This window comes from Nocardia bovistercoris, assembly GCF_015674855.1.
Classification (GTDB): Bacteria; Actinomycetota; Actinomycetes; order Mycobacteriales; family Mycobacteriaceae; genus Nocardia; species Nocardia bovistercoris.
In genome coordinates this window covers 428,391-451,856 of sequence record NZ_JADMLG010000006.1, presented here as the reverse complement: position 1 = coordinate 451,856, position 23,466 = coordinate 428,391, and the positions used below count along the sequence as shown (strand labels likewise).

General features: G+C 68.6%; 11 protein-coding genes and 1 pseudogene. 5 read left to right on the top strand and 7 right to left on the bottom strand.

Annotated features, from left to right (window positions below; genetic code table 11):
- The 3 genes and pseudogenes from IT779_RS17585 to IT779_RS17575 form a co-directional block, all read right to left on the bottom strand.
- A pseudogene (locus IT779_RS17585) lies at nt 1–1,882 on the bottom strand (DNA-directed RNA polymerase subunit beta); the annotation flags it as partial.
- A gap of 321 nt (nt 1,883–2,203) precedes the next feature.
- Nucleotides 2,204–2,659 (bottom strand): SRPBCC family protein, encoded by a 456-nt coding sequence (locus IT779_RS17580; protein WP_196150387.1) that lies wholly within the window; start codon nt 2,657–2,659, stop codon nt 2,204–2,206.
- A gap of 12 nt (nt 2,660–2,671) precedes the next feature.
- Nucleotides 2,672–3,259: a TetR/AcrR family transcriptional regulator gene (locus IT779_RS17575; RefSeq protein WP_196150386.1), complete on the bottom strand. Its 588-nt coding sequence runs from the start codon at nt 3,257–3,259 to the stop codon at nt 2,672–2,674.
- 110 nt (nt 3,260–3,369) lie between these two features.
- Here IT779_RS17575 and IT779_RS17570 point away from each other — a divergent pair, with 110 nt between their 5' ends.
- Nucleotides 3,370–4,311, top strand: coding sequence for an alpha/beta hydrolase family protein (locus IT779_RS17570; RefSeq protein ID WP_196150385.1), 942 nt, complete (start codon nt 3,370–3,372; stop codon nt 4,309–4,311).
- Between the two features lie 80 nt (nt 4,312–4,391).
- On the opposite strand, the gene IT779_RS17565 is transcribed toward IT779_RS17570, so the two are convergent.
- The 3 genes from IT779_RS17565 to IT779_RS17555 form a co-directional block, all read right to left on the bottom strand.
- Nucleotides 4,392–5,309: an RNA polymerase sigma-70 factor gene (locus IT779_RS17565; protein ID WP_232541821.1), complete on the bottom strand. Its 918-nt coding sequence runs from the start codon at nt 5,307–5,309 to the stop codon at nt 4,392–4,394.
- A gap of 144 nt (nt 5,310–5,453) precedes the next feature.
- Entirely contained in the window at nt 5,454–6,641 is a 1,188-nt protein-coding gene (locus IT779_RS17560) for an NAD(P)/FAD-dependent oxidoreductase (RefSeq protein WP_196150383.1), read from the bottom strand.
- Between the two features lie 73 nt (nt 6,642–6,714).
- Nucleotides 6,715–8,283, bottom strand: coding sequence for an MFS transporter (locus IT779_RS17555; protein WP_332838848.1), 1,569 nt, complete (start codon nt 8,281–8,283; stop codon nt 6,715–6,717).
- 615 nt (nt 8,284–8,898) lie between these two features.
- Between IT779_RS17555 and IT779_RS17550 the strand changes: the two genes are divergently transcribed.
- From IT779_RS17550 to IT779_RS17535, 4 genes are all read left to right on the top strand, one after another.
- Nucleotides 8,899–10,440, top strand: coding sequence for an acyltransferase domain-containing protein (locus IT779_RS17550; RefSeq protein ID WP_196150382.1), 1,542 nt, complete (start codon nt 8,899–8,901; stop codon nt 10,438–10,440).
- Between the two features lie 90 nt (nt 10,441–10,530).
- Nucleotides 10,531–16,611, top strand: a complete 6,081-nt coding sequence (locus IT779_RS17545; RefSeq protein ID WP_196150381.1) for an SDR family oxidoreductase — start codon at nt 10,531–10,533, stop codon at nt 16,609–16,611.
- Nucleotides 16,612–16,646: 35 nt separating this feature from the next.
- Nucleotides 16,647–19,103, top strand: a complete 2,457-nt coding sequence (locus IT779_RS17540) for an SDR family NAD(P)-dependent oxidoreductase (RefSeq protein ID WP_196150380.1) — start codon at nt 16,647–16,649, stop codon at nt 19,101–19,103.
- Between the two features lie 270 nt (nt 19,104–19,373).
- Nucleotides 19,374–22,019, top strand: a complete 2,646-nt coding sequence (locus tag IT779_RS17535) for a helix-turn-helix transcriptional regulator (RefSeq protein WP_196150379.1) — start codon at nt 19,374–19,376, stop codon at nt 22,017–22,019.
- Between the two features lie 61 nt (nt 22,020–22,080).
- On the opposite strand, the gene IT779_RS17530 is transcribed toward IT779_RS17535, so the two are convergent.
- The gene (locus IT779_RS17530; protein ID WP_196150378.1) at nt 22,081–23,319 is read right to left on the bottom strand and encodes an amidohydrolase family protein; all 1,239 of its coding nucleotides are present in this window, start codon (nt 23,317–23,319) and stop codon (nt 22,081–22,083) included.
- Nucleotides 23,320–23,466: the final 147 nt, after the last annotated feature.

Below are 23,466 nucleotides of genomic sequence, written 5' to 3'. Positions count from 1 at the left end.
CCACATCACCGGCATCCACCGCGGCACGCAACTCCATACCCGTACCAACGATCGGAGACTCCGACCGAATCAACGGCACCGCCTGACGCTGCATATTCGCACCCATCAACGCACGGTTCGCGTCATCATGCTCCAGGAACGGAATCATCGCCGTCGCCACCGACACCATCTGACGCGGCGACACATCCATATAGTCCACTGCGGCAGGCGGCACCAACTCGACCTCGGAGTTCTTGCGCCGCACCGCGATCCGCTGATTCGACAGCCGACCTTCGGCGTCGCGCGGCTCGTTCGCCTGCGCCACCACGTGCAGGTCCTCCTGATCGGCGGACAGGTAGTCGACCTCGTCGGTGACCTTCCCGTCCACGACCCGCCGGTACGGTGTCTCCACGAACCCGAACGGATTCACTCGCGCGTACACCGAAAGGTAGCCCATCAGACCGATATTCGGCCCCTCGGGCGTCTCGATCGGGCACATCCGGCCGTAGTGGCTGTAGTGCACGTCGCGCACTTCCAGACTGGCCCGCTCCCGCGACAGACCACCGGGACCCAGCGCCGACAGGCGACGCTTGTGGGTCAGGCTCGCGAGCGGATTGCGCTGTTCGAGGAACTGCGACAGCTGCGAGGTGCCGAAGAACTCCTTGAGCGCCGCCACCACCGGGCGGATGTTCATCAAGGTCTGCGGCGTGATCGCCTCGACGTCCTGGGTGGTCATCCGCTCGCGCACCACACGCTCCATACGCGAGAGGCCGACCCGGATCTGGTTCTGGATCAGCTCGCCCACGGTGCGCAGCCGACGGTTGCCGAAATGGTCGATATCGTCGATGTCCACCGGGATCACGACGCCCCCCTGACCCGTCATCGTCGCTTCGCCGCCGTGCAGCCGCAGCAGGTATTCGATGATGGTGACGATGTCCCCTTCGGTGAGCACCCGCGTGGACAGCGCGCCGTCGCCGCCGAGTCCGAGCTTCTTGTCAAGGCGATGCCTGCCGACGCGGGCGAGGTCGTAGCGCTTCTCGTGGAAGAACAGGTTGTGCAGCAGGGCCTGCGCGGACTCCTTCGTCGGCGGCTCGCCCGGACGCAGCTTGCGGTGGATGTCGAGCAGCGCCTCGTCGCGCCCCGCGGTGTGGTCCTTGGCGAGCGAGGTCATCATGGTCTCGGAGAAGCCGAAGCGTTCGGTGATGCGCGCGTCGTCCCAGCCCAGCGCCTTGAGTAGCACCGTAACCGGTTGGCGGCGCTTGCGGTCGATGCGGACGCCGACGGTGTCGCGCTTGTCGACGTCGAATTCCAGCCACGCGCCGCGCGAGGGGATCACGCGCGCGCTGTGCAAGTCCTTCTCCGCGGACTTGTCGACGGTGCGGTCGAAATACACCCCCGGTGATCGCACGAGTTGCGACACCACGACCCGCTCGGTGCCGTTGACGATGAATGTGCCCTTGTCGGTCATCATCGGGAAATCGCCGAGGAAGACCGTCTGGCTCTTGATCTCACCGGTGTCGTTGTTGATGAATTCCGCGGTCACGAACAGCGGCGCCGCGTAGGTCATGTCCTTGTCCTTGCATTCCTCGATCGAGGCTTTCGCCTCCTCGAATCGAGGGTCGGACAGGGTCAGCGACATCGTCGCGGCGAAATCCTCGATGGGGCTGATCTCCGCGAACACCTCCGCCAGCCCGCCCGTGCCGGACTCGCCGCGCGCCACGGCGTCGGCCCGCCACTCGGGGGAGCCGACGAGCCAGGCGAACGATTCGGTCTGGATCTCCAGGAGATCCGGAATATCCAGCGGCTCGCCGAGTTTGGCGAACGAGACGCGCCGCGGCGCGCCGGGTGTCGCGCCGCGTGCCTCGGTGGAAGTCGAGAGTGCCAAGATGCGTCCTTCCAGCACCTCGCGACGGGCGCGCGCATGCGCGACCGTCACGATATCTGCTTGTCCTGTGGGCGGTATTTCACATCGCGCTCGAATCGGAGGCCGCGGAACATTCCTCGACAACAACGGGTGCGTGCGGGTGCGCAGACAGCACCGCTCACACGGTCATTCACATTTCGAGAGTTGGGCGGCGGGCGACTCGGAGCGAATTCCGAAATTACACCGGAAACAGGCAGATGTCCAGAGCGCAGCGAAATAAACACACGTTATTCGTGTATCTTCCTATTTCGATAATGACACCCCGAAACGGGCTGTGTCAAGTTCGGTGCCGTGTCGAGTTCAGCGCCGCTCGGCGAGCTCGGCGAGTCGGGACACCGATGCCGCGAGCTTGTCGGCGGTGGTGGCGCGGGCGCGCGTCAGGCGCTTCGGGTCGGTGAGCGCCGACCAGTCGTAGGTGTGGGTGACGCGGGTGGTCGTGTCGTCGACCGGCTCGAGCTCCCAGCGCCACAGGTGGCCGAACGGCTCGTTGTCGGCTTCGGCGGGCTTCCACGCGATGCGCCGCCCCTCCTCGAACTCCACGACGTGATTGACGCGCACCGCGCCGTTGGTCAGAGTCATCGTGAACGCGCCGCCGACACCGGACACCCGCTGTCCGTTCGGCGCCTCGGCCAGATTGTCGTTGCCGTCCCATTCCGGCTGCCGCGACGGATCGGCGATCAATTCGAAGATTTCCGCCGCGGGCGCCGCGATCTCGCGCTCGGCGGATACGACGCGGGGAAACTCACTGTCTGTCATGCCACGATCGAATCACGAACCGCCCGGCGCGCGCAGTCCCGCCACGAGGAGTCCGACCAGTCGCCGCGCGTCGTAGCGGTCGGTGCTGCCGCCCGCGCACAGGCCGCCGACGCCGCGCATGAGTTCGTAGGGATCCTGACCGCCGCCGATCTCGCCCGCCGCGGCCGCGGCGTCGAGCAGTCGCGCGCAGACGGGAACGAGGCGTTCGAGGAAGTAGGCGTGCAGCGGGTCGAAGCATGGGTCGTCGGATTGCAGTACCGCGGCGAGTCCCTGCTTGGTCGCCACGAAGTCGACGAACCGGTCGATCCAGGTGCGCAATGCGGCGTACGGGCCCTCGCTCGATTCCAGCAGGGCCGGTCCGCCCTCGGCGAGCGCTTCGACCTGATGTCGGTAGACCGCGACGATCAGGTCCGCGCGCGTGGGGAAGTGGCGATAGATGGTCGCGGTTCCCACCTGCGCCCGCGCGGCGATGTCGCGGATCGGCGCTTCGACTCCCGAGGTCACGAAAACCTGTGCGGCGGCTTCGATCAACGTCTCCGCGTTGCGTCGCGCGTCGGCTCTTCTCGGGCGGTTCGCGCGGTCGTCGCCGTCGGTCGTCACGGGTGCCTCCGTTCTGGCGTTTCGATAAACGGGACAATGTCCCGTATCGTCTATCGGGACGGTGTCCCGTTTCTCATGATGGCAGGTCGGGCGCCGGGAGAGGGAAGCCGATGAGTGAGAATCACTTCGATGCACCTACGCCGATCGTTTCGGTGAAGCCGCTGGCGCTGCCCGCGCCCGAGCGCGGCGCCGATCTGCGCGTGCGGATCTCCGCGCCCGTGACGGGGCGGGATCTACCCGTCCTGCTGTTCTCGCACGGGTACGGCTCGTCGCTGGAGGGCTACGGCCCGCTGGCCGACTTCTGGGCGGCCAACGGATTCGTGGTGATCCAGCCGACCCATCTCGATTCGCGGACGGCGCGCATTCCGGCCGAAGACCCGAGGACACCGCGGATCTGGCGAATCCGGGTGGCGGATCTGAGACACGTCCTCGACGATCTGGACGCGGTGGAAGCCGCGGTTCCCGGCCTGCGCGGACGCGTCGATCGCAGCCGCGTCGCGGTCGCCGGTCACTCGTTCGGGGGCCAGACCGCGGGCAACCTCCTCGGTCTGCGCGTGCGCGATCCCGAAACCGGCGAAGCCGCCGACCTGTCCGACCCGCGCGTCGGGGCGGGTGTGCTGCTGGCGACGGCGGGCGCGGGCGGCAAAGATCTCAGCCCGTTCGCGATCGAGCATTTCCCGTTCATGAACCCCGACTTCGCGGATATGGCCACGCCCGCGCTCGTGGTTGCGGGCGATCGGGACGACTCCCCGCTGACCGTGCGCGGACCGGACTGGATGACCGACCCCTACACGCTGAGCCCAGGAGACAAGGCTCTGCTCACCGTGTTCGGCGCCGAGCACTCCCTCGGCGGCATCCCTGGTTACGAGGCCGCCGAGACCACCGACGAGAATCCCGACCGCGTCGCGCTGATCCAGCGCTCGAGCCTCGCCTACCTGCGCCACGCGCTCGATATCGACCACGACGCGTGGCGGGCCGTGTGCGCGGACCTCGAGAACAGCGAAAATCCTTCGGGGCGAATCGAATCCAAAAACGTTCGGGTAGCGCCGTAGCGCGCGGCCGGTGACCGATGGGAAGATGACACCCGAACCCGAGCACTGGCTCTCGGCCGACCTCGGTGATCTGAGCTCGCTCAGCGCAGGGTGAGTGCGGTCTCGAGGCCGACGCGGGTGAGCTTGTGCGGATTGCGGACGTAGTAGAGCCCGGACACCCGGCCGTCCTCGATCCGCACCGCCATCACGCCGTCGAGTTCGCCGTCGAGCCGGAAGATCAGCGCCGGGCTGCCGTTGACGACGGTCGGCGCCGTGGTGAGTTCGGCGCCGTTCCTGGCGAGTCCGCCCGACAGGAACCTGACCACCTTGTCCGCGCCGACCAGCGGGCGTAGGGCCGCCTGTTTGACACCGCCGCCGTCGCTGACCACCACCACGTCGGGGGCGAGCACATGCACTAGCTTGCTCAGGTCCCTGGTCTCCAGCGCGTACTGGAAGGCCAGCAGCGCGGAGCGGGTCTGGTCGGGCGACACCCGTGCGCGCGGTCGTCGTTGCTCGACATGCCGCCGCGCGCGGTGCGCGATCTGGCGCACCGCGGCGGGCGTCTTGCCGACGGCGTCGGCGATCTCGTCGTAGCCGAGGTCGAACGCTTCGCGCAGCACGAAGACGGCGCGCTCGGTCGGCGTGAGCGTCTCGAGGACGAACATCAACGCCATCGAGACGCTTTCGGCGAGTTCGACGTCCTCGGCGACATCCGGTGTGGTGAGCAGCGGCTCGGGCAGCCACGGACCCACATACGCCTCGCGCCTGCGCCGCAGCGTGCGCAGCCGGTTCAGCGATTGCCGGGTGGTGATCCGCACCAGGTAGGCGCGCTCGTCGCGGATCTGCCCGATATCGGCCTCGGCCCACCGCAGCCAGGTCTCCTGGAGCACGTCCTCGGCGTCGGCGGCCGATCCGAGCATCTCGTAGGCGACGGTGAAGAGCAGATTGCGGTGGGCGAGGAACACCTCCGTCGCCGAGTCGACGGCGTCGTCGGCGCGCTCGTCTCGATCCTCGGACATCCGATCCTCGGACATCGTCGCCACAACCTTTCGTCGAAGGGGTCGTCGCCGGACGTGCGGCGCGGTCGTTGCCGACGGCCGGACAGCGTGTGGCGGCGCCGCTGAGAACGCTGCCCCACGCTACGCCCGGTCGCCGATGGTCGGTCAGCGGACGGCGGGCGCGGGCACCGGCCCGGCCGCGACCTGGCGCGCGCGTTCGGGATCGCCGAATTTCCAGGTGAACGTGCCGGGCTCGCGTGCCTCGAGGGCGAGTTCGGTCACCACGTCGCGGCAGGCCCGCCGCTTGATCGCGGCCGCTATCCGCCCGTTCAGATGGAGTCCGTTCGCCACATCGTGGCGCGAGGCGAACTGCAACGCGGCGGCGTCGCGGCCGAGTGCGATGCACTGGCCGAAGTACCCGATGTCGATGGTCGCGGGCCGTGTCCCCGCGATCCGCGCCAACACGGTGTCCGCCGCGTGCGCGCCGAGCGGTCGCGCGGTCTGGCAACTCATCCGCAACGGCAGGTCCGATGGCGTGGCCGCGTCACCCGCCGCGACGATGCGCATGTCGTCCACGCTGGTCAGCGTCTCGTCGGTGCGCAGACGGCCGAGCGCGTCGGTGCTCAGCCCGCTGCGGGCGGCCAGATCGGGCACCCCGAATCCCGCCGTCCATATCGTCACCGCACTCGACAGCGTGTGCCCGCCGCACAGCCGCACGGTGTCGGGCGTCACGGCCGTCACCTTCGCCTCGGGACCGTCGAGCACCGTGACCCCGAGTCGCGCCAGCCGCTTCGCCACCGCGCGCCGGGTGCGCGGGTGCACGTAAGGGACGAGCACCCCGCCGCAGACCAAGCTCACCCGCCGTCCTTCCTCGGCCAGTTCCGCGGCGACCTCGAGTCCGGTCGCGCCCGCACCCACCACCGTCACCGCCGCGTCGCCCCGCGTCGCCGCGAGTACCGCTCGCAACCGCTCGGCATCTTCCAGAGTGGCCATCGGATAGGCGAATTCGCCGACGCCGGGCACCGGGGATTCGGCGTCGCCGCTGCCGACGGCGTAGATCAGGTAGTCGTAGCGCAGCCTCGCGCCCGCCGCCGTCGTCACCTCGCGTTCGGCGGCGTCGATGCGCGTCGCGGAATCGACCACGAGTCGAACTCGCTCGGCGAGAATCTCCCGGTAGTCGACGACAGCCGTGTGCGACCCGCCGACCAGCTGATGCAGGCGGATCCGTTCGACGAAACTCGGACGGGGATTGACGAGGGTGACGGCCACGTCGTCACGCCGCGTGAGTCGGTTGGCGGCCATGACGCCCGCGTAGCCGCCGCCGACCACTACCACTTCGGTTTTCCCGGTCATGATGTCTCCTTCGCTCGATGGCTTCGAGCACAAGACACCGTGCGGCCGTGGAATGTGACAGCTGTGTTCCGGATCACTCCGGTGGGGAGACGGGATCTTCTCGCGTGCGGTGAATCGCCCCATCGATCGCGGTGTAGGCCGCCGCGGCGAGGATGGCGACCGCCGAGACCAGCAGGGCAACGTCGAGGCCGTGGTGGAAGGCGGTCTTTCCGGTGGCGAGGACTTCGGAGACCTTCGACAGGTAGCGCAGGTACGGGGTGATGTCGACGTCTTCGGGGATGCGGCCGCGTTCGACGGCTTCCACGGCGGCTGGTTGCAGTTCGGCGGGCAGGCCCAGTTCGGTCATGCGGGTGCGCAGGTCCGCGGTGAGGAACGAGTTCACCAGGGCGCCGAGCACCGCGACGCCGACCGCCGAGCCGACCTGGCGCATGGTGTTGGTTACCGCGGCGGCCATGCCCGAATGTTCGGCGGGCACGCCGGACATGACCGCCGAGGTCAACGGCACGACGGCGAGTCCGAAGCCGAGACCGGCCACGGCCATGGCGGTCGCGAGCGTCGGGTCGTGCAGTTCGCCCGCGAGCACGTGGCGGGTCGACAGGATGCCGCTCGCGCCGATCACACAGCCGACGATCATCGGGACGCTCGCTCCGCGCCGGGCCACCCACGACCCCGCGGCCAGTGCGCCGATCACGATCGCGGCGGCCATCGGTGCGAAGACCGCGGCCGTGCGCGCACCCGAATACGACTGCATCACTTGCAGATACAGCGCGGTGAAGAAGAAGATCGAGAAGATGCCGAAGTAGACGGCGAAGGCGACGACGAGCGCGCCGCGCACCGCGGACAGACGTAGGTAGCGCAGTTCGAGAATCGGTGCGGGGGAGCGTCGTTCGGCGGCGACGAAGCCGACGAGCGCGAGGACGGCCACCGCGAACAGCGCGATCACCGCGGGCGCGTCGTATCCGGATTCCTCGCCGAGGGTGGCGGCGTAGACGCCCGCGCCGAGAAAGCCCGCGCCGAGCAGGATTCCGGGCCAGTCCAGCGGAAACGGGCGCGGGTCAGCGCTTTCCGGAACCGAAAGGACCGCCGCGATCAGCGCCGCCGCGCCGATCACCAGGTTGAACCAGAAGATCGAGCGCCAGCCGCCCGCGTGCACCAGGAGCGCGCCGAGCACCGGTCCGGCCGCGAGCGCGAGCCCGGACACCGCCGCCCACACGCCGATCGCTCTGGCGCGGGCACGCTCCTCCGGAAAGACGTGGCGCAGTACCGAAAGCGTGCCGGGCTCGGAGGCGGCCGCGCCGACCCCCATGATCGCGCGCCCGGCGATGAGCGCCGCCACGCTCGTCGCGAGCGCCGCGACCACCGATCCGAGGCAGAAGATCACCAACCCGACGATCATCACCCGTTTGCGACCCCACCGGTCACCGAGCGACCCGCCCGCAAGCATCAGCCCGGCGAACACCAGGGTGTAGGCGTTGACGACCCACTGCAGCGACGTCACATCGGTGCTCAGGTCGCGCCGGATGTCACCCAGCGCGACACTCACGATGGTCGTGTCCAGGAAAGTCACGAACAGTACGGTGGTCACCGCCGCCAAGGCGATCTTCGGCCGCGCCGCACCCGATGCGTTGTCCGTCGACTTCACCCGCACAGGCTACTGGCGCGAGACATCCCGGCACGGCCATCCGCGCGAGCGATCACGGAAATTCCGATGAATTCCGTCCGTCGTGGCGGACCGTATCCGGCCGCGCACTCGCCCACCGTCGAGATCTTTCGCGCACCGCTCGACGTCGTCGGTGAAACTCGACGAGATTCGCTGCGCGGGTGCTCGTGCGGGTCGCAATCGGGCCGAGGACACCGACCGCACCGCCATCGCTACCGCGGGCGATCGGCGCGGCATCTGCGCAGGCCGAGCCGCGATCTTGGTATCCGAGGTACCACGCTGGGGCGCAGCGCGATCCGGGTGTTTGCGGGCGGTGTGTCGGGGCCGTGCGTCATCGACGCGAGCGCGGCCGTAGGTATACCTATTCCCTCACCTACCGATGTGAGAGTTCTGTGCGCACCTTGAGAATTCCCTGTGTCGGCGTTCGGCTCCCCCGGTGACCGTGCGGAGCCGAAAAGTGAAGGGCCGCGCTGGATTCAGTGGCAGCGGTCGAGCCGTCGGTCGAGGGCGGGCATTCGTACATCGAGGTGCGGACGAGCACCTGCCGTCGTTCATCACATTCGAGCAACCCATCCCTTCCGTTGAGGAGTCAGTCCGATGACTGTTGGTGAGATTTCTGTGCTTTTTCCCGGTCAGGGCGCCTATTTCCAGGGTGCGTTGACCGACGTCGGTGGGGTGTTCCCCGGCGTCGGGGCGATTCTGGAGCAGGTCGACGCGGTTTCCGAGCGCATGCTCGGGGCGCGGGTGTCGGATCGGCTGGTCGGCCCGGCGGCGAAGTCGCTGGACGAACTGCTGGTCGAGACGCCCGACCTGCTCCAGCTGGCGATATACACGACCTCGGTCGCGGCGTTCGAGGCGTTGCGTGCGCGCGGAGCGCGTCCGCGGATTCTGCTCGGGCACAGTTTCGGTGAGATCGCGGCGTTGGTCTGCGCGGGTGCGTTCTCGGTGTCGGTGGGCGCGGAGATCGTGTGCCATCGCAGCGCCGCGCTGCGGTCGGCGGGCGTGGACGAAGGAAAGATGGCGGCGCTGGGAGCCGGGCCGGAGATCGCCGAGCGCGTTCTGGCTCTGGTGGCCGATCCGCATACGGTGGTCGCGGTGGAGAACCACGCCGACCAGACGGTGGTTTCCGGTCCGCGCGCCTCGATCGAGAAGGTGGGCGCGATCGCCGCAGCGGCGGGGATCGGCGCGCAGAACCTGAAGTCGCCCTACGCTTTCCACAGCCCGGTGGTGTCGGCGGCGGCCGCGGGCTTCGCCGAGCGGATACGGTCGGCGCCGCGGCGGGCACTCGAGGTCGAGGTCTTCTCGCCGATCCTCATGCGGACATACCGCGACGACGACGACCTCGTCGCGGCCTTGGCCGACCACCTGACCCGACGTGTGCGTTTCGCCGACGCGGTACGCGCGGTGCACGAGCTGGGCGTCGGCGTGTTCGTCGAAGCCGGTGCGCTCGACGCGCTGACCACGATCGCCCGCCGGGTGATCGGCGCTCAGGCGTCGTTCGTCCCCCTGCTGTCGCGGCACACGCCCATCGACGCGGCATTCGGCGAACTCGCGGCCGCCGGTGCGCTCGAAACCGCCGCATCGGGCACCGACGCCCTGCGTCGCACTCTCGCCCCCGCGACCGATCCCGCTGTCTTCGAGAGCTTCTGGCGCGCGCACGGCGCCCGTTTCATCGACCAGGTGCGGCGCGAGCTCGGCGCGGCCGTCGAGATCGCCGCCACATCACCCGCGACGCCCGAGCTCGCGCCCGTGACGCCGGGGCTCGCGCCCGTGACGCCGGGGCTCGCGCCCGTGACGCCGGGGCTCGCGCCCGTGACGCCGGGGCTCGTGACGGCGACGCCAGAGCTCGTGACGGCGACGGACGCGGTGGCCGGATCGGTTCCGGCGAATCCCTCGGTGTCGCGCCATCAGATCCTGCGTGACCTGCGCAGCTTCTACGCCGACACCCTGGAGTACCCGGTCGAGGTATTCGACGAGAACACCGACCTCGAGGCCGAACTCGGCGTCGACTCGGTCAAGCAGACGGAACTGCTCGGCCGAGTTCGCGAGCAGTACGGACTGCCCGCCCGTCCCGACGAGGTGAAGATCAGCGAGCACAACACGCTCGGCCGTATCGCCGATCTCATCATCGCCGCCTGAAAGCGTTGGAGCGCAGATGTATTCGAACACAGAGCAGATACTTCGGAGTCCGCGCCCTCGGGCGAGGGAGATGAGCGGGCAGGTGTGGCCATGAGCAGACCATTGGCCGGGCGGATCGCGCTCGTGACCGGCGGCGGCAGGAATATCGGCCGGGCGATCACCCTGCGGCTGGCCGCCGAGGGCGCCACCGTCGTCATCAACTATTTTCGGTCGCCCGCGGCGGCGAGGGCGACCAAGGAAGAGGTCGAACGGCAGGGTGGGCGAGCGTATCTCGTTCGGGCTTCGGTCGCACGCCCTGAGCAGCGCGCCCGCATGTTCGACGAGATCGCCGCGGAATTCGGCGCGCTCGACATCCTCGTCAACAGCGCCGCCGACGGCGCGCTCGCGGCGCACGGTGATGTCGAGGAGGCGATGATCGACCGGGCCATCGCCACCAATCTCAAAGGCACCTACGGTTGCGCCGAACACGCGGTGCAACTGATGGCCGGACGCGACGGCGCGAATATCGTGAACCTGTCCACCCTCGGCGGCGGACAGTTCGTGATGGCGAACTATCTCGCCTGCGGTCCCGCCAAGGCCGCGGTGGAAGCCATGACGCGTTACCTTGCCGTCGAATACGCCGAGCGCGGCATTCGCGTCAACACCGCCGCCGCGGGGATGTTGGCGAGTCCGGTCGCGGACCAGTTCCCGGACGCGGACGCCATGCAGCGGGCGGTCGTCGCGGCCACGCCGCTGCGCCGTCTCGGCACCCCGGAGGAATTCGCCGAGGTCGTCGCTTTCCTCGCCTCCCCTCGGGCATCGTGGATCACCGGTCAGGTGATCCTCGCCGACGGTGGTCTCGCCACGGGCCACGCGCTGCTCGCGCCACCCCGTAGGAGCGAAGCCGCGGGCGTGCCGATCGAACACGCACACGACGGTGTGATCGCGGACGCGGGCGCATCCGCGCCGCATGCCGTCGCCGAACCGGCGGCGTCGCCGCGCCACCCGGGCGGCCCGGCCGCGGGCGGTCCCGCCGATCCCGGTCCCGATCCCGCTGATCCCGGTTCCGCCGATCCCGATAGCGGCGATCCCGAGGACGACGTCATCGCGATCGTCGGCATGGGACTCGCGGTGCCGGGGGCCAACGATCCCGAGGAGTTCTGGGCCGAGCTGGTCGAGGGCGCCGACCGGTTCGTACCGGTGCCCGCCGATCGCTGGGCGAACGACAACTTCTATTCGCCGGACCGAGGCGCCGAAGACAAGTCGTATTCCCGGCATTCGGCGTTCATCACCGATTTCGTTCCGCATCCCGCGCTGGCCGCCGAGCTGCGCGAGAGCGGACGGTCGATGGAGGAGGTCGAATCCACCACGCTGTGGTTGCGCCATTCGATAGCGCAGGCGCTGGACGGGGTGCGGATACGTCCCGAGGATCGGTGCGCCGCCCAGGTCGGTTACACGGCCGACGGCAGTCAGTACCTCGAGGAGGCGACGGTGCTCACCGGTGTGCTGCGGCGAATGCGCGCGGCGCTGGTGAGACGTGGCGTGTCCGATGTCGATCGGGTGCTCGCGGCGGCGAAATCCGCGCTGCGGGTGCGCTATCCGCGCGGCGTGGGTCGACCGGAGGCGTATTTCCCGCACCGCGTCGGCTACGACGCGGTCACCGGCCTGCTGCCCGAGGGCACCGAGTTGATGATGGTCGACACGGCATGCTCCTCATCGCTGTACGCCGTCGACATCGGAGCCAAGGGCCTGCTGGAGAACCGGCACGACATCGCTGTCTGCAGTGGCGCGTTCGCCGTCGGGCCGCGGGGATCGGTGCTGTTCGGAAAGCTCAACGGGCTGTCCGAGCGCGGTGCGGTGCGCTCGCTGGACAAGAACAGCGACGGGGTGTTGTTCTCCGACGGCGCGGCCACCGTGATCCTCAAGCGGCTCAGCCGCGCCCGCGCCGACGGTGACCAGGTGCTTGCCACCATCCGCGCTTTCGGCAGTTCCTCCGACGGCAAGGGCAAGGCCATCTACGCCCCGTCCGCCGCCGGTCAGGAGTTGGCGGTGCGCCGCGCCCAGGCGGATCCGCGGATGGGCGGACGCATTCCGGATTGGGTGGTCGCCCACGCGACCGGGACGCCCGCGGGCGACAGCGTCGAATTCGCGGGTCTGCGAGCGACATTGGACGGCGCCGAACCGGTTCGGGTCACCTCGAACAAGTCGGTGATCGGACATACCGGATGGGCGGCGGGCATCGCCTCGCTCATCCAGGTGCTGCTCGGCCTGCGCCACAACGCCATTCCACCGCAGCACCGCTTCGACGAACCTCCGGCGGAGTTCGAGCTCGATTCCAGCAACCTCGAGATCCCCACCGAGACCGTCGCGTGGCCGCGGCGCTCGGACGGATCGCCGCGCGTCGCGGCCATATCCGGATTCGGATTCGGCGGCACCAACGCCCATCTCGTGGTGCAGGACGACAGCCGAGACGGCGCCGATCGGACCGTGCCTGCCGGGAGCCCGGCCTCCGCCGAGCACGGCGCGGCCGCGGCGGACGCGCGACTGGCGGTGGTCGCGGTCGCTTCGCATCTGCCCGGGGCCCACGATCTGGACGCCTGGCTCGCGGATCCGGCCGCGTCCACCGGCTTCGGGGACGCCTATCCGGTGCCTCCGATCACGGAGGTGAAGCTGCCGCCGCGCACGATGCGGGCGATAGATCGGTGTCAGTTGATGATTCTGGCCTGCGCCGGAAAGATCCGTGACCAGCTCGGCGATTTCTGGACCGACAATCAGCGTGACACCGGCGTGCTGCTCGGCCATTTCGGCGGTACGCGCAACGCGACGCTGTACGCGACCCGCTGCTATCTCGATGATGTCGGCGTGGCGCTGGCCGACGTGCCCGAATTCGCCGAATCCGACTGGGCGGCCGATGTACTCGGTGACATCGCGGCCGATATCACCGGTCTGGTGCCCGCGTCGAACGAGGACACCTTCCCCGGCATGATGCCCAATGTCATCCCGGCTCGGGTGGCCAACTATTTCGGCCTCAACGGGCCGACCATGACCATCGACAGCGGTTTCACCTCGGCGTTGACCGCGCTCGACGTGGCGGGCAGGTACCTGCGGGCGGGCGATATCACCGTGGCGTTGATCGGCGGTGTGAACGGCAACGCCACCCCCGAGCAGCGTGAACTGCTCGCCGCGATGCTTCCCACCGAGGCGGTGCTCGCCGAGGGCTCGTTCCTGCTCGCCGTCACCACCGAGCGGACCGCCGAGGCGGCGGGCCTGCCTGTGCTCGGTTTCGTCGAGCCGAGTGCCGGTCACGCGAGTGGCGTCGCGGATCGGGTTGTCGAATGCGGCGCGACGACCCGAGAGCGCAACGCCAACTTCCTCGCGGGAGAGGGCGCGATCGGTCTGCTGCGCGCGTTGACCGGCACGGGCTCGACACTGGTGGCGTGCCGCGGCGGCGCGGCCGCGGCCGATCTGTGCGTTCGGGTCACCGCGACCGCGACCGCTTCCGCTCCCGATCCGGTGTGCGCGCCGCCTGCGTCGGCGACGACACCGTCGGGGGAGTCCGGTATCACGCTGTCCGAGCGGTATCAGGTCGCGGACCGGTACACGACCGTCGGCGCGGACGGCACGATCGGCGCCGACCCGACCCGCGTCGACGTCCACGCCTGGAACCTGGTCGCCGAACCCGGTTTCGTGGTCCGACCGCAGGTCGACTTCTGGCCGGACGCGGCGACATTGGTGCTCACCGACATTCCCGGTGAGCTGGCCGCGGCGGGCATCCCCGCGTCGGCCGCGGTCCTGTCGGTGGCGCCGTTGCCGACGGCATGGGCCGACCGTGCCGACGCCGTCCACGTTCGGGAGGTCTCGCCGGAGGCCGTCGGCGCACTGCTCGACCGCTACGATCCGCACGCTCGGCTGCGGCATGTGCGTGTGGTGACCGACCTCGACGCGGCAGCCGGCGTCGACCCGCGCCGCACCGACCGCATCGCGGCACTGCACGATCTGTTGTTCTCGGTGCAACAGCGGCGTACCGAGGCACTGGCACAGCCGGATTCCAGCAGTATGACGCTGCTCACCCGCGCGATGACCGGCCGGACGCCGCACCCGTACACCGGGCTGTTCACCGGGTTCGCGAAGGTGGCCCACCTCGAGCATCCGCGCGGTCTGACCGTCTGCCTCGTCACCGACGGCGATATCGCGGGCGGGATCATCGAGGCCGAGGCGGAGTCCATGCTCGATCGCGGAGTGCCGGTCGCGCACTACGCCTCCGGCACCCGATTGGTGAGCCGCCTCGCGGTGGACCACGGCGAAATCGACCGGACACCCGTGCTCGATCGCGATTCGGTGATCGTGGCCGTCGGCGGTGGTCGCGGCATCACCGCCGAGCTGATGGTCGAGCTGGCACGGGTGTACGGCGGACGGTTCTACATCCTCGGCACCAACGCCATCGATGACGTGCCCGCACCGTACCTGGATCTCGACGACGAGGCATTCGCCGCCGCCAAACGCGACTACATCCGCGCCAGGCACGCCGCGGCGCCCGACCGCACTCCCGGTCAGCTCAATGCCGAGTTCCAGCGGATCCGCAATATCCGGACGGTGCGGGCCAACCTGGACCGTATCGCCGCGGCCGGGGCGACCGAGGTGACCTATCTGCGCTGCGATGTCGTCGACACCGCGGCGGTCGAGCACACCATGGACCGAATCCTGCGGGCGCACGACGCTGTCGATCTGCTCGTCAACGCCGCGGGCCTGAACCGTTCGGCACCCATCGCGGTCAAGGATTTCGCCGAGTTCCGGCGCATCCGCGACATCAAACTGCGCGGTTACAGCAATCTGGCGTCCGCTCTCGCCGCGCGGGCGCCGCGCCTGTGGTGCAATTTCGGATCGCTGCTCGGGGCGAGTGGCCAGATCGGGGAGGTCGACTACGCCTCGGCCAACGACTTCCTCGGCACCGCGTCCTATCACAGCACGCACGCCGGTGTGCGCGACGAGTTCACCATCGGGTGGACGTTGTGGGGCGAGGTCGGTCTCGGCGCGAACGCACTGACGAAGGCCTACTTCGACAAGAGCGGACAGTACTCGAACATGTCCAATGCCGAAGGGGCGCATCACTTCGTCCGGCATCTGCAGCGCAGGCGGCCGCAACCGTACGTCGCGCACCTGGGCACCGCGGAGTACGGGGCGGTGGATTCGCAGCTGCCCGGCTTCCTGCCGTTCAGCCCACGCCCGTTCTATCTGGATCGTGTCCTGGACTCCGGCACGGACGGGGACCGGCCGTGGGCGCTGTACGAACGCGTCTTCGATCTGGACACCGACGGGTATCTGCGCCACCATCTGGTGAACGGCGCGCCGACGTTGCCGGGCGCGCTCATCGCGGAGATGGTGTTGGAGGCCGCCGCGACCCTGGTGCCCGATCTGCGGGTGTACGCCATCGAGGATCTGGCCTTCCACCACTTCATCAAGGTCCCCGAGGGCAGTCGTCCACTGGTCAAACGGATTCGCGCCGAGGTCGTCGACCGGCGTCACGATCTGGGGCAGGCTCGCGTTCGGGTCACGGTCACCGGGGACATCACGGCCCCGAACGGCACGGTTCTGGTCCGTGACAAGCTCCATTGCACGGCCGTGGCGCTCATGTCCGCCGTACTGCCGACGGCGCCGCGGTGGACCGACTGGTACCCGGCCGAGGAAGAGCCCGCGCTCGACCCCTATCACCATCCGGCGTCACCGGTTTCGCTGACCGGGATGTTCGTGTCGACCTCCGACACCCGACTGCACCCGTGCGGCAAGCACAGCACCTACAGTCTGCGACTGGAGCCGGGCGATCCGGTCTTCTCCCGCTTCCGGGTCCCCAGCATCCTGCTCGACGGGTTGCTGCGCACCGGAGGGATCGCGGGCAACGGTGCGGGGCGGCGACTTCCGATCGTCGTGCCGCTGCGATTCGGGCGTCTCGATCTCTACGAGCACACCAACGACGCTCTCGTCGGCCGTGGCGGGCCGGTGCGGCTGCACGCGGTGTTGCCGTGGGACGGCGAGAAGCCGGGTGCGGGAAACCGATTCACCGCGGTGCGACCCGACGGTCGAATCATATTGACGCTCAAGGAACTCGACTGCGCGATCGTCGGATACCTGGATACCGAATCCGGCGACCGAGTGCTGTCCGGAGTCCACGAAAACGGCAGGAAACAGCTGGTATGACACCGAATACGAGTACCTCGACCCATCGTGACCCTGTGGTTCCCCGGCTACCCGCCATCGAGTATCCCGCGGATCGGTCGGTTCTTCCGGTGCGCCGGTTCGTCTGGCGCCCACGGCAGATCGAGGCGACACCCGAGGCGCCGAGTCCCCGCCTGAGCGGGCGTCGGATCGCGGTCATCGGCGGCAGCGCGGCCTCCGCCGCGGCCGTGCTCGCGGCCCTACGTGACGCGGGCGCCACGCCCTTCCGGGTGGCGCCGCCCGTCGCGCACTCGGATTCCGATACCGCGCAGCCTCTTCCGGCGCTCGCGGGATTGGACGGCGTGATCGATCTGAATCTGGAGACCGACCTCGACATCGACGACACGTCCGTCTGGGAACCCGCCTTCCAGCAGACCGTCGCCGTGCTGCGGGAGTGTTTCGCGGAATGGAACGGCGAGATCGACTCCGAGCGAACCTTCTACCTGGCCGTCACCCGGATGGGCGGCAGACACGGTCTCGACGACGGACCCATCGCCCAGCCGCTCGGCGGGCTGTGGGCCGGACTCGCCAAGAGTCTGCCGCACGAGTTCAAGAACGTGAACGTCCGCGTCGTCGACCTGCCGGGGGCGGCGTCGGCGCCCCTGGACGAAGCGGCCGCCGACCTGATCTGCCGGGAGTTGTACCGGTGGGGCTACTTCGAGATCGGGCACGTCGACGGCAAGCGCCACACCCTGGTCGCCGAGCACGTCGAGGTGCGGGCGCCGCGCCTCGACATCGGACCGGGGGACGTCGTCGTGATGTCCGGCGGCGGCCGCGGCATCGGGTTCGCGCTCGCCGAAACCCTGTGCCGGGCACACGGTTGCCGGGTGATCGTCAGCGGGCGTGGTCCCGCGCCGGATCCGGGCGCCGTGTTGAACACGATGTCCGAACCGGATTTCCTGGCCTACCGCGACCGACGGCTGATCGACGCGGTCGGCACCGACTCGCTGGCGAACGTCCGCGCGAAACTGGCCAGAGCGCGCTGGGACCGAGAGCTGTACGCCCGGCTGGCCGAGGCCGAGGCGGCCGGACTCGACATCGTCTACCGCCAATGCGATGTGACCGACCCTGACCAGGTTCGCGCCCTGATCGACGCGGCGGGGCCGAGGTTGATCGGCGTCGTGCACAACGCGGGCGTCGACGCGCCGGTCCGCATCCCCGCCAAGACGCGCGAAACCATCCGCCGCACCGTTTCGGTGAAGGTGGTCGGGTTGCTGAATCTGCTGCGCGCCTGCACCGATGTGACGGAGCTGCGGTTCTTCCACACCACCGGTTCGGTGTCGGGCCGCTGGGGCGGAATGGTCGGCCAGCTCGAATACGGCGCGGCCAACGAGGCGCTGTCCAGGATCGGGCACTGGGCGGCCGCCGCGACCGCGCAGGCCGGACGGCAACGTCGCGTCCCGGTCACCACCATGTGCTGGCCCACGTGGGAACGGCTCGGCAACATCACCAACTACGAGGCGACATTGGCCTACATGTCGGCGATGAATGTCGTGGAAGGACTGCATCATTGGCACCGCGAGATCCTGGCGGGCGGTTACGGGGAACGCTCCTTCGTCGGTGAACTCGGTGCGGCGCTGCTGCCCAACCTCTTGCGCGGCTTCCCGCCGAGTCACAGCCTCCCGGCGATGGATGTACTGGCGAACCGGGCGATGTTCCTCGGCGCCCCGGTGCGTTTCGCGAGCGGCAAACTGCTGGAATCGACGCTCGACGCGGACGGGAACGCACTGCCGTGCTGTTCGGATTTCCGGGTCGACGGCGCACCGGCCATCCCGATCAGCCTCCTGCTGGAATATCTTCGATCGCTGGGTGATTGGGTGCGACCGGACTCCGGTGCGCGCGAGCCGCTGACGGCGATGCACGCGGTCGCCGTCGACATCGAGGCGTTGCGACTCGACGCCGGGCAGACCAGGTTCCACGCGCGCGCCGAAGGCGAATGGGCCGAGGGCGACCGCTGGCAGGTGCGGGTTCAGGTGTCGAAGGCGGACGGGCGTCGGGTCGGCACGGCGACACTCCGGTACGGAGCGGAGTCGACGGCGGCTCGGCGGGATCCGCTGATTTCCCCGGAACATGTTACCGCCGCTTCGCCACACCGACTGGATTGGGGCGGGCATGTCTTCCGACTCGGACACTGGTCGATCGAGCCGGGAGCGGGAGTGTGGACCGCACAGGTCGAAGGTGACCGGATGACGGATCTGGTCGCGCTGGCGCCGGTGCCGCGGTCGGTGTTGCCGCTCAACCAGGTGGAGACCATGATTCGCGGTGCGTACCTGCGGCAGGTGCCGGTCGGGCCGAGCCTGTTCGAGCTCGACTCGCTCGACATATGCAGCGACACTGTCGATTCGGCGGGCACGGTGACGGGCGACGGAACGCGATGGGCCGCAGGCACCCCGGCCGGGGACGTGCGGATCGTCCTGCGGAATCCGCGATTCACCGAGGGGGGTCGGGAGCGGGGCGGTATCCGGACACGGTGATCCGCCGCGGCGCGGCAGGGCTCCTCCCGGCGTACCGCCTCGACTCCGGCGGGGAGTTCTGTCGCGCTCTTCTGGTGTCGAATCGTAATGCGTTCGGCAAAACAGGGATTGACTTTGTTAACGGTGAGTAGCACAGTCGATGGCGCAGCCTCGATACCGGGGCTGATCGCGATTCGACTCGAATAGCGACGATGCTCGCGTCGTTTCGTCCTCTGTGCTTTCGAGGATCGCGGGTTTCGGGCATCGCCGTCGTCCACGTCGCACGGGCGGATGGGCCGACGTGACGAACTCGTGGGCGGGTATGTGATGGTGGCGAGGGACGGATTCATAGGACGTGAGCCGGAGCAGGAGAAGATCAGCCTCCTCTTGCTCGACGCGGCCAGGTTGATCACATTGACCGGCCAGGGCGGGATCGGGAAGACGCGGCTGGCGACCGAGACGTTGCGCCGGTTCCGCAAGGCCAGGGATACGCCCGTGTACTGGGCGCGGCTGGCGCGACTGCCGAAAGAGGCGGGCGTCACCGCGATCGAGGAGGAAGTGGCCCGCTGCGTGGTCGATGCCGACTTCTCGGGGCGCACCGCGTCGGAGGTGATCGTCTCCGCGTTGACCAGGATGGACGGCGTCGGCCACAGTCTTCAGACGGTGCTCGTCATGGACAATTGCGAACATCTGCTCACCGCCGCCGGGGAGGTGATCGCGCGATTGTTGGAAGCGGTGCCGGGCTTGACGATCCTCGCGACCAGTCGTGAGGCGGTGGGCTGGGCGGACGAACATCTGATACAGGTGTCCCGATTGACCCGTTCGCAGGCGCTGCTGCTGTTCCGACAGCGCGCCGAACTCACCGGCCGCCTTGTCATCGATGAAGAGCAGTCCGACATCGCTTCTCGGATCTGCCAACGTGTGCACGACAACCCGCTGTACATCCGGTTGGCGGCCGCGCGCCTGCTGCGGCAGCCGCTGGCGGGAATTCTGTCCGAACTCAACGGCGAGCCGACCGACCGGCGGATGCGATGGTCGCACGGCCCGAGGGTCGGCGCCGATCCGCGCCATCGCGGCGTGCGCGATGTCATCGCGTGGTCCTACGACCTCTGTACGGACAAGGAACGGCTGCTGCTGGAACGGATGTCGGTATTCGCCGCGGGATACGACACCAATCCGGAGGACGACGCGGTCGCGACTCGGGAGGTCGGCGCCGATCTCCATGCCATCGAAGCGATCTGTGCCGACGCACAGCCGCCCGAGCCCGATCGGGACGACACGGTCGCGGGTGGCGCCCCCGCCACAAGGCTGGCCGCCGACGAGGTCGAGGACCTGTTGGAACGACTGGCGGACCAGTCCCTGGTGACGGTGCACATCACACCGACCACGGCGCGCTATTCCCTGCTCGAGAGCATTCGCGTGTTCGCCCAGCACGAACTGGCGCGGCGCCGTACCGGCACGGAAGACGAACGCGCACTGCGTATCCGACGTCACCGCCGATACTATCGAGACCGAGTCCTGCAAGCGCGGCTCGAGTGGCTCGGTCCCGCCGATCAGGACCCGCAGGCGTGGACTCGCGCCGCGTGGGACAACATCGTGACGGCGATCGAGTCGAGCCTCACCGCGGGCGAACCGACGGTAGGCCTGAAAATCGTCGTCGGACTGATGGGGCTGACCGACCTGAGAGGGCCGACCCAGGGGGTCCGCCAGTGGATCGAGCGCGCCCTGCGAGCGACCCGCGCACAGGTCCCGCAATCGCTCGAACTCCACCTGGTCCAGATCGCGGCCATGGCGGCGCTCGCGTGGCTTGCCCTGTTGCAGGGCCGGGTCGAGGACGCCGAGCACACGCTGCACGATTGTGTCGTCGCCTCCTTCGGCGACCCGGAGATCGGGCCGGACTGGCGGCACGCTCCGGAAGTCGACGCGGGCCTGATCGCCCCGGTCGAATTCGTCTGGGGCGCCGTATTGTTCCTGGCCCACCGAGATCCGAGATCGGTGACCGTGTTCGGCCGCGCCCGCGAGAAATTCGGCTCCTACGGCGATCGGGGCGGCGAGGCGTGGAGCGAGTTGTACGAGGCGATGGCCGCGAGTTTCCTCGGGTCGGCCGACGCGGCCGTGAAACTGTCGCGGCAGCATTTCGATCGGGCCGTCGACGCACCGGCCGGGTGGGCGAAGGCGTGGGCCGAGTTGGCATGGGCGATCGCGCTGACCAAACACGGCGATCCCGCCGAAGCGTTGATCGTCGGGCGTTCCGCGCTGGCGCATCAGGTCGAGGCGCGCGACCCGTGGGGTGCGGTGCTCGCGGTGTATGTCCGCATGGGCGGGCTCGCTCAGGTCGGCGTGGATCTGGTCGCCGCCGGAAATGCGGACCGGGCCGTGCTGGAGACCTTGGCCACCGAGATCGCCCACCTCGCGGGCGGGGCGAGCCGGGAGTTGGCCGAGATGGGCGTCGATATCAGCGGATTGGGACCCATCGCCGACGAGTCGAGTCGGGTGATCGAGGTCGCCCGAGTCCTGCTCGGCGAGGACGCCTATGCGGCCGCCGAGTGGGAGGGCCGCAAGCTGCGGCCCGAACTGGGGGAGGTGCAGCAGTTGGCGCTCGGCACATTGTCCGAGGAACGCACGCCACAGGGTCGCACCGTGGCCGAGAAGAAGGCGCCGTCGCTGTGGAGTCAGCTCTCCGGCGCCGAACACCAGGTCGCGATCCTCGCGGCGGCGGGATGGACGAACACCGCGATCGCCGCCCGGCGGGGCAGTTCCTCCAAGACCGTCGACGCGCAGATGGCCTCGATCTTGCAGAAGTTGATGATCACCTCGCGTGCGGACATCATCGGCCTCGTTCCCAAGGACCGCGGCGGTGAGGTTCGCACGGAGGCGGCGAAACGACCGCGGCGAATCAACGAACGGCAACGAAAGGTCCGGCCCTCGCCCAAGTGAGCCCGCCGCGGCGTCCGAATTCGGCGGCGGGGCACTACCTCCCCGCCGCCGAATTCGGGTGTCAGGCCGAGGTCGAACTCGCCAGGGCGGGCGGGGTCTGCGCGGCCGGGTCGGGGTTCAGGATCGGCAGGCCCATGAAGCGACGGGCGTTGTCGCCCATGAAATCCCAGGTGCGACGGTTGTCCATGCCCTCGGCGTACTTCCAGAAGCTCTTGGGCTCGGGCAGCCCCTCGGGATGCGGGTAGTCCGAACCGAACATGACGCGGTCCCAGCCGACGGTCTCGACGACATCGGAGACCGACCCCTCCCAGAACGGACTGACCCAGATATTGCGCCGGAACACCTCGTGCGGGTGCTCCGGGAAATTCTGCGGCATCTTCTTGGTGAGATCCTCGAGGTCGTGGAACAGCGGGTGAATCCACGAGCTGCCGTTCTCCACGCTGGCGATGCGCAGTTTCGGGAAACGGGTGAGGGTGCCGTGGCAGATCAGGCTGCCGATCATGTCGGAGATCTCGCGGTGCCCGAGGGCGAGCCAGCGGAACGAACTCATCGCCATGAAGTTCTTGGTCGACGGCGGTTCCCATTTGTTGACGTATTCGTCGAGCGGCGGCTGGCTGGCGTGCAGCACGATCGGGAGTCCGGCGTCCTCCACGTCGCGCCAGAACGGGTCGAATTCCGGCAGCGCGGGTGAGCGCCAGCCGCGCAGTCCCTTGACCGGCGCCGGTTTGATGAGCGCCACCTTCGCGCCGTTGTCCAGGATGTATTCGAGTTCGCGGCGCGCGGCGTCGACCTCGGAGCAGTTGATGATCGGGGTGCTGAAGATCCGGTCCTCGTAGGCGTAGGTCCAGTGCTCGAGCATCCACTGGTTGAGCGCGTGGATCACCGCGACGATCAGTTCCGGATCGTCGGCGGCGGAATGCTCGACCAGACTCGCCAGCGTCGGATAGTTCAGTGTCTCGCGCACGCCTTGGCGGTCGAGTTCGATCAGGCGGTCCGCCGGATTGCGGGTGGCTTCGGGCGCCGGGATGGCTCGCCCCTGCATTTCGCGCAGGGTGAGGCCTTCGGTGTTCTCCCCGGCGAAGAACTTCTCGTGCGCGCCGGGTGCGGCGACGCGTTCGAAGGTCGGGTTCGGGATGAAGTCGGTGATCCGACCGTTGATGCAGATCCGGGTGTGTCGCCCCATCTGCACGTACTGGACCGCTTGGCGGTACTGCTCCGGCAGGTACTTGACGAGTGCGTCGGCCGTCTCGTACATGTGCGCGTCGGCATCGAAGATCGGGGCGTCTGTGGCCTGCGTCATGGCTTTGTCTCCTTCGTGCGCCTGACCTGTTTCGAGCCTGGCAGTTTCTGACGGATGTGTCAAACAGGAGTTCTCAGTGGTTGATGTACATAGTATGAACTGCTTGAATGAGAACTTGACGGTGCTGTCAAATAGTCGGTGACGTCG

Excerpts from the sequence above, each read along its gene's own strand:
- IT779_RS17580 (WP_196150387.1), bottom strand. The coding sequence starts at position 2,659 with ATGACAGACAGTGAGTTTCCCCGCGTCGTATCCGCCGAGCGCGAGATC.
- IT779_RS17570 (WP_196150385.1), top strand. The coding sequence starts at position 3,370 with ATGAGTGAGAATCACTTCGATGCACCTACGCCGATCGTTTCGGTGAAG.
- IT779_RS17565 (WP_232541821.1), bottom strand. The coding sequence starts at position 5,309 with ATGTCCGAGGATCGAGACGAGCGCGCCGACGACGCCGTCGACTCGGCG.
- IT779_RS17560 (WP_196150383.1), bottom strand. The coding sequence starts at position 6,641 with ATGACCGGGAAAACCGAAGTGGTAGTGGTCGGCGGCGGCTACGCGGGC.
- IT779_RS17550 (WP_196150382.1), top strand. The coding sequence starts at position 8,899 with ATGACTGTTGGTGAGATTTCTGTGCTTTTTCCCGGTCAGGGCGCCTAT.
- IT779_RS17545 (WP_196150381.1), top strand. The coding sequence starts at position 10,531 with ATGAGCAGACCATTGGCCGGGCGGATCGCGCTCGTGACCGGCGGCGGC.
- IT779_RS17535 (WP_196150379.1), top strand. The coding sequence starts at position 19,374 with ATGGGCCGACGTGACGAACTCGTGGGCGGGTATGTGATGGTGGCGAGG.
- IT779_RS17530 (WP_196150378.1), bottom strand. The coding sequence starts at position 23,319 with ATGACGCAGGCCACAGACGCCCCGATCTTCGATGCCGACGCGCACATG.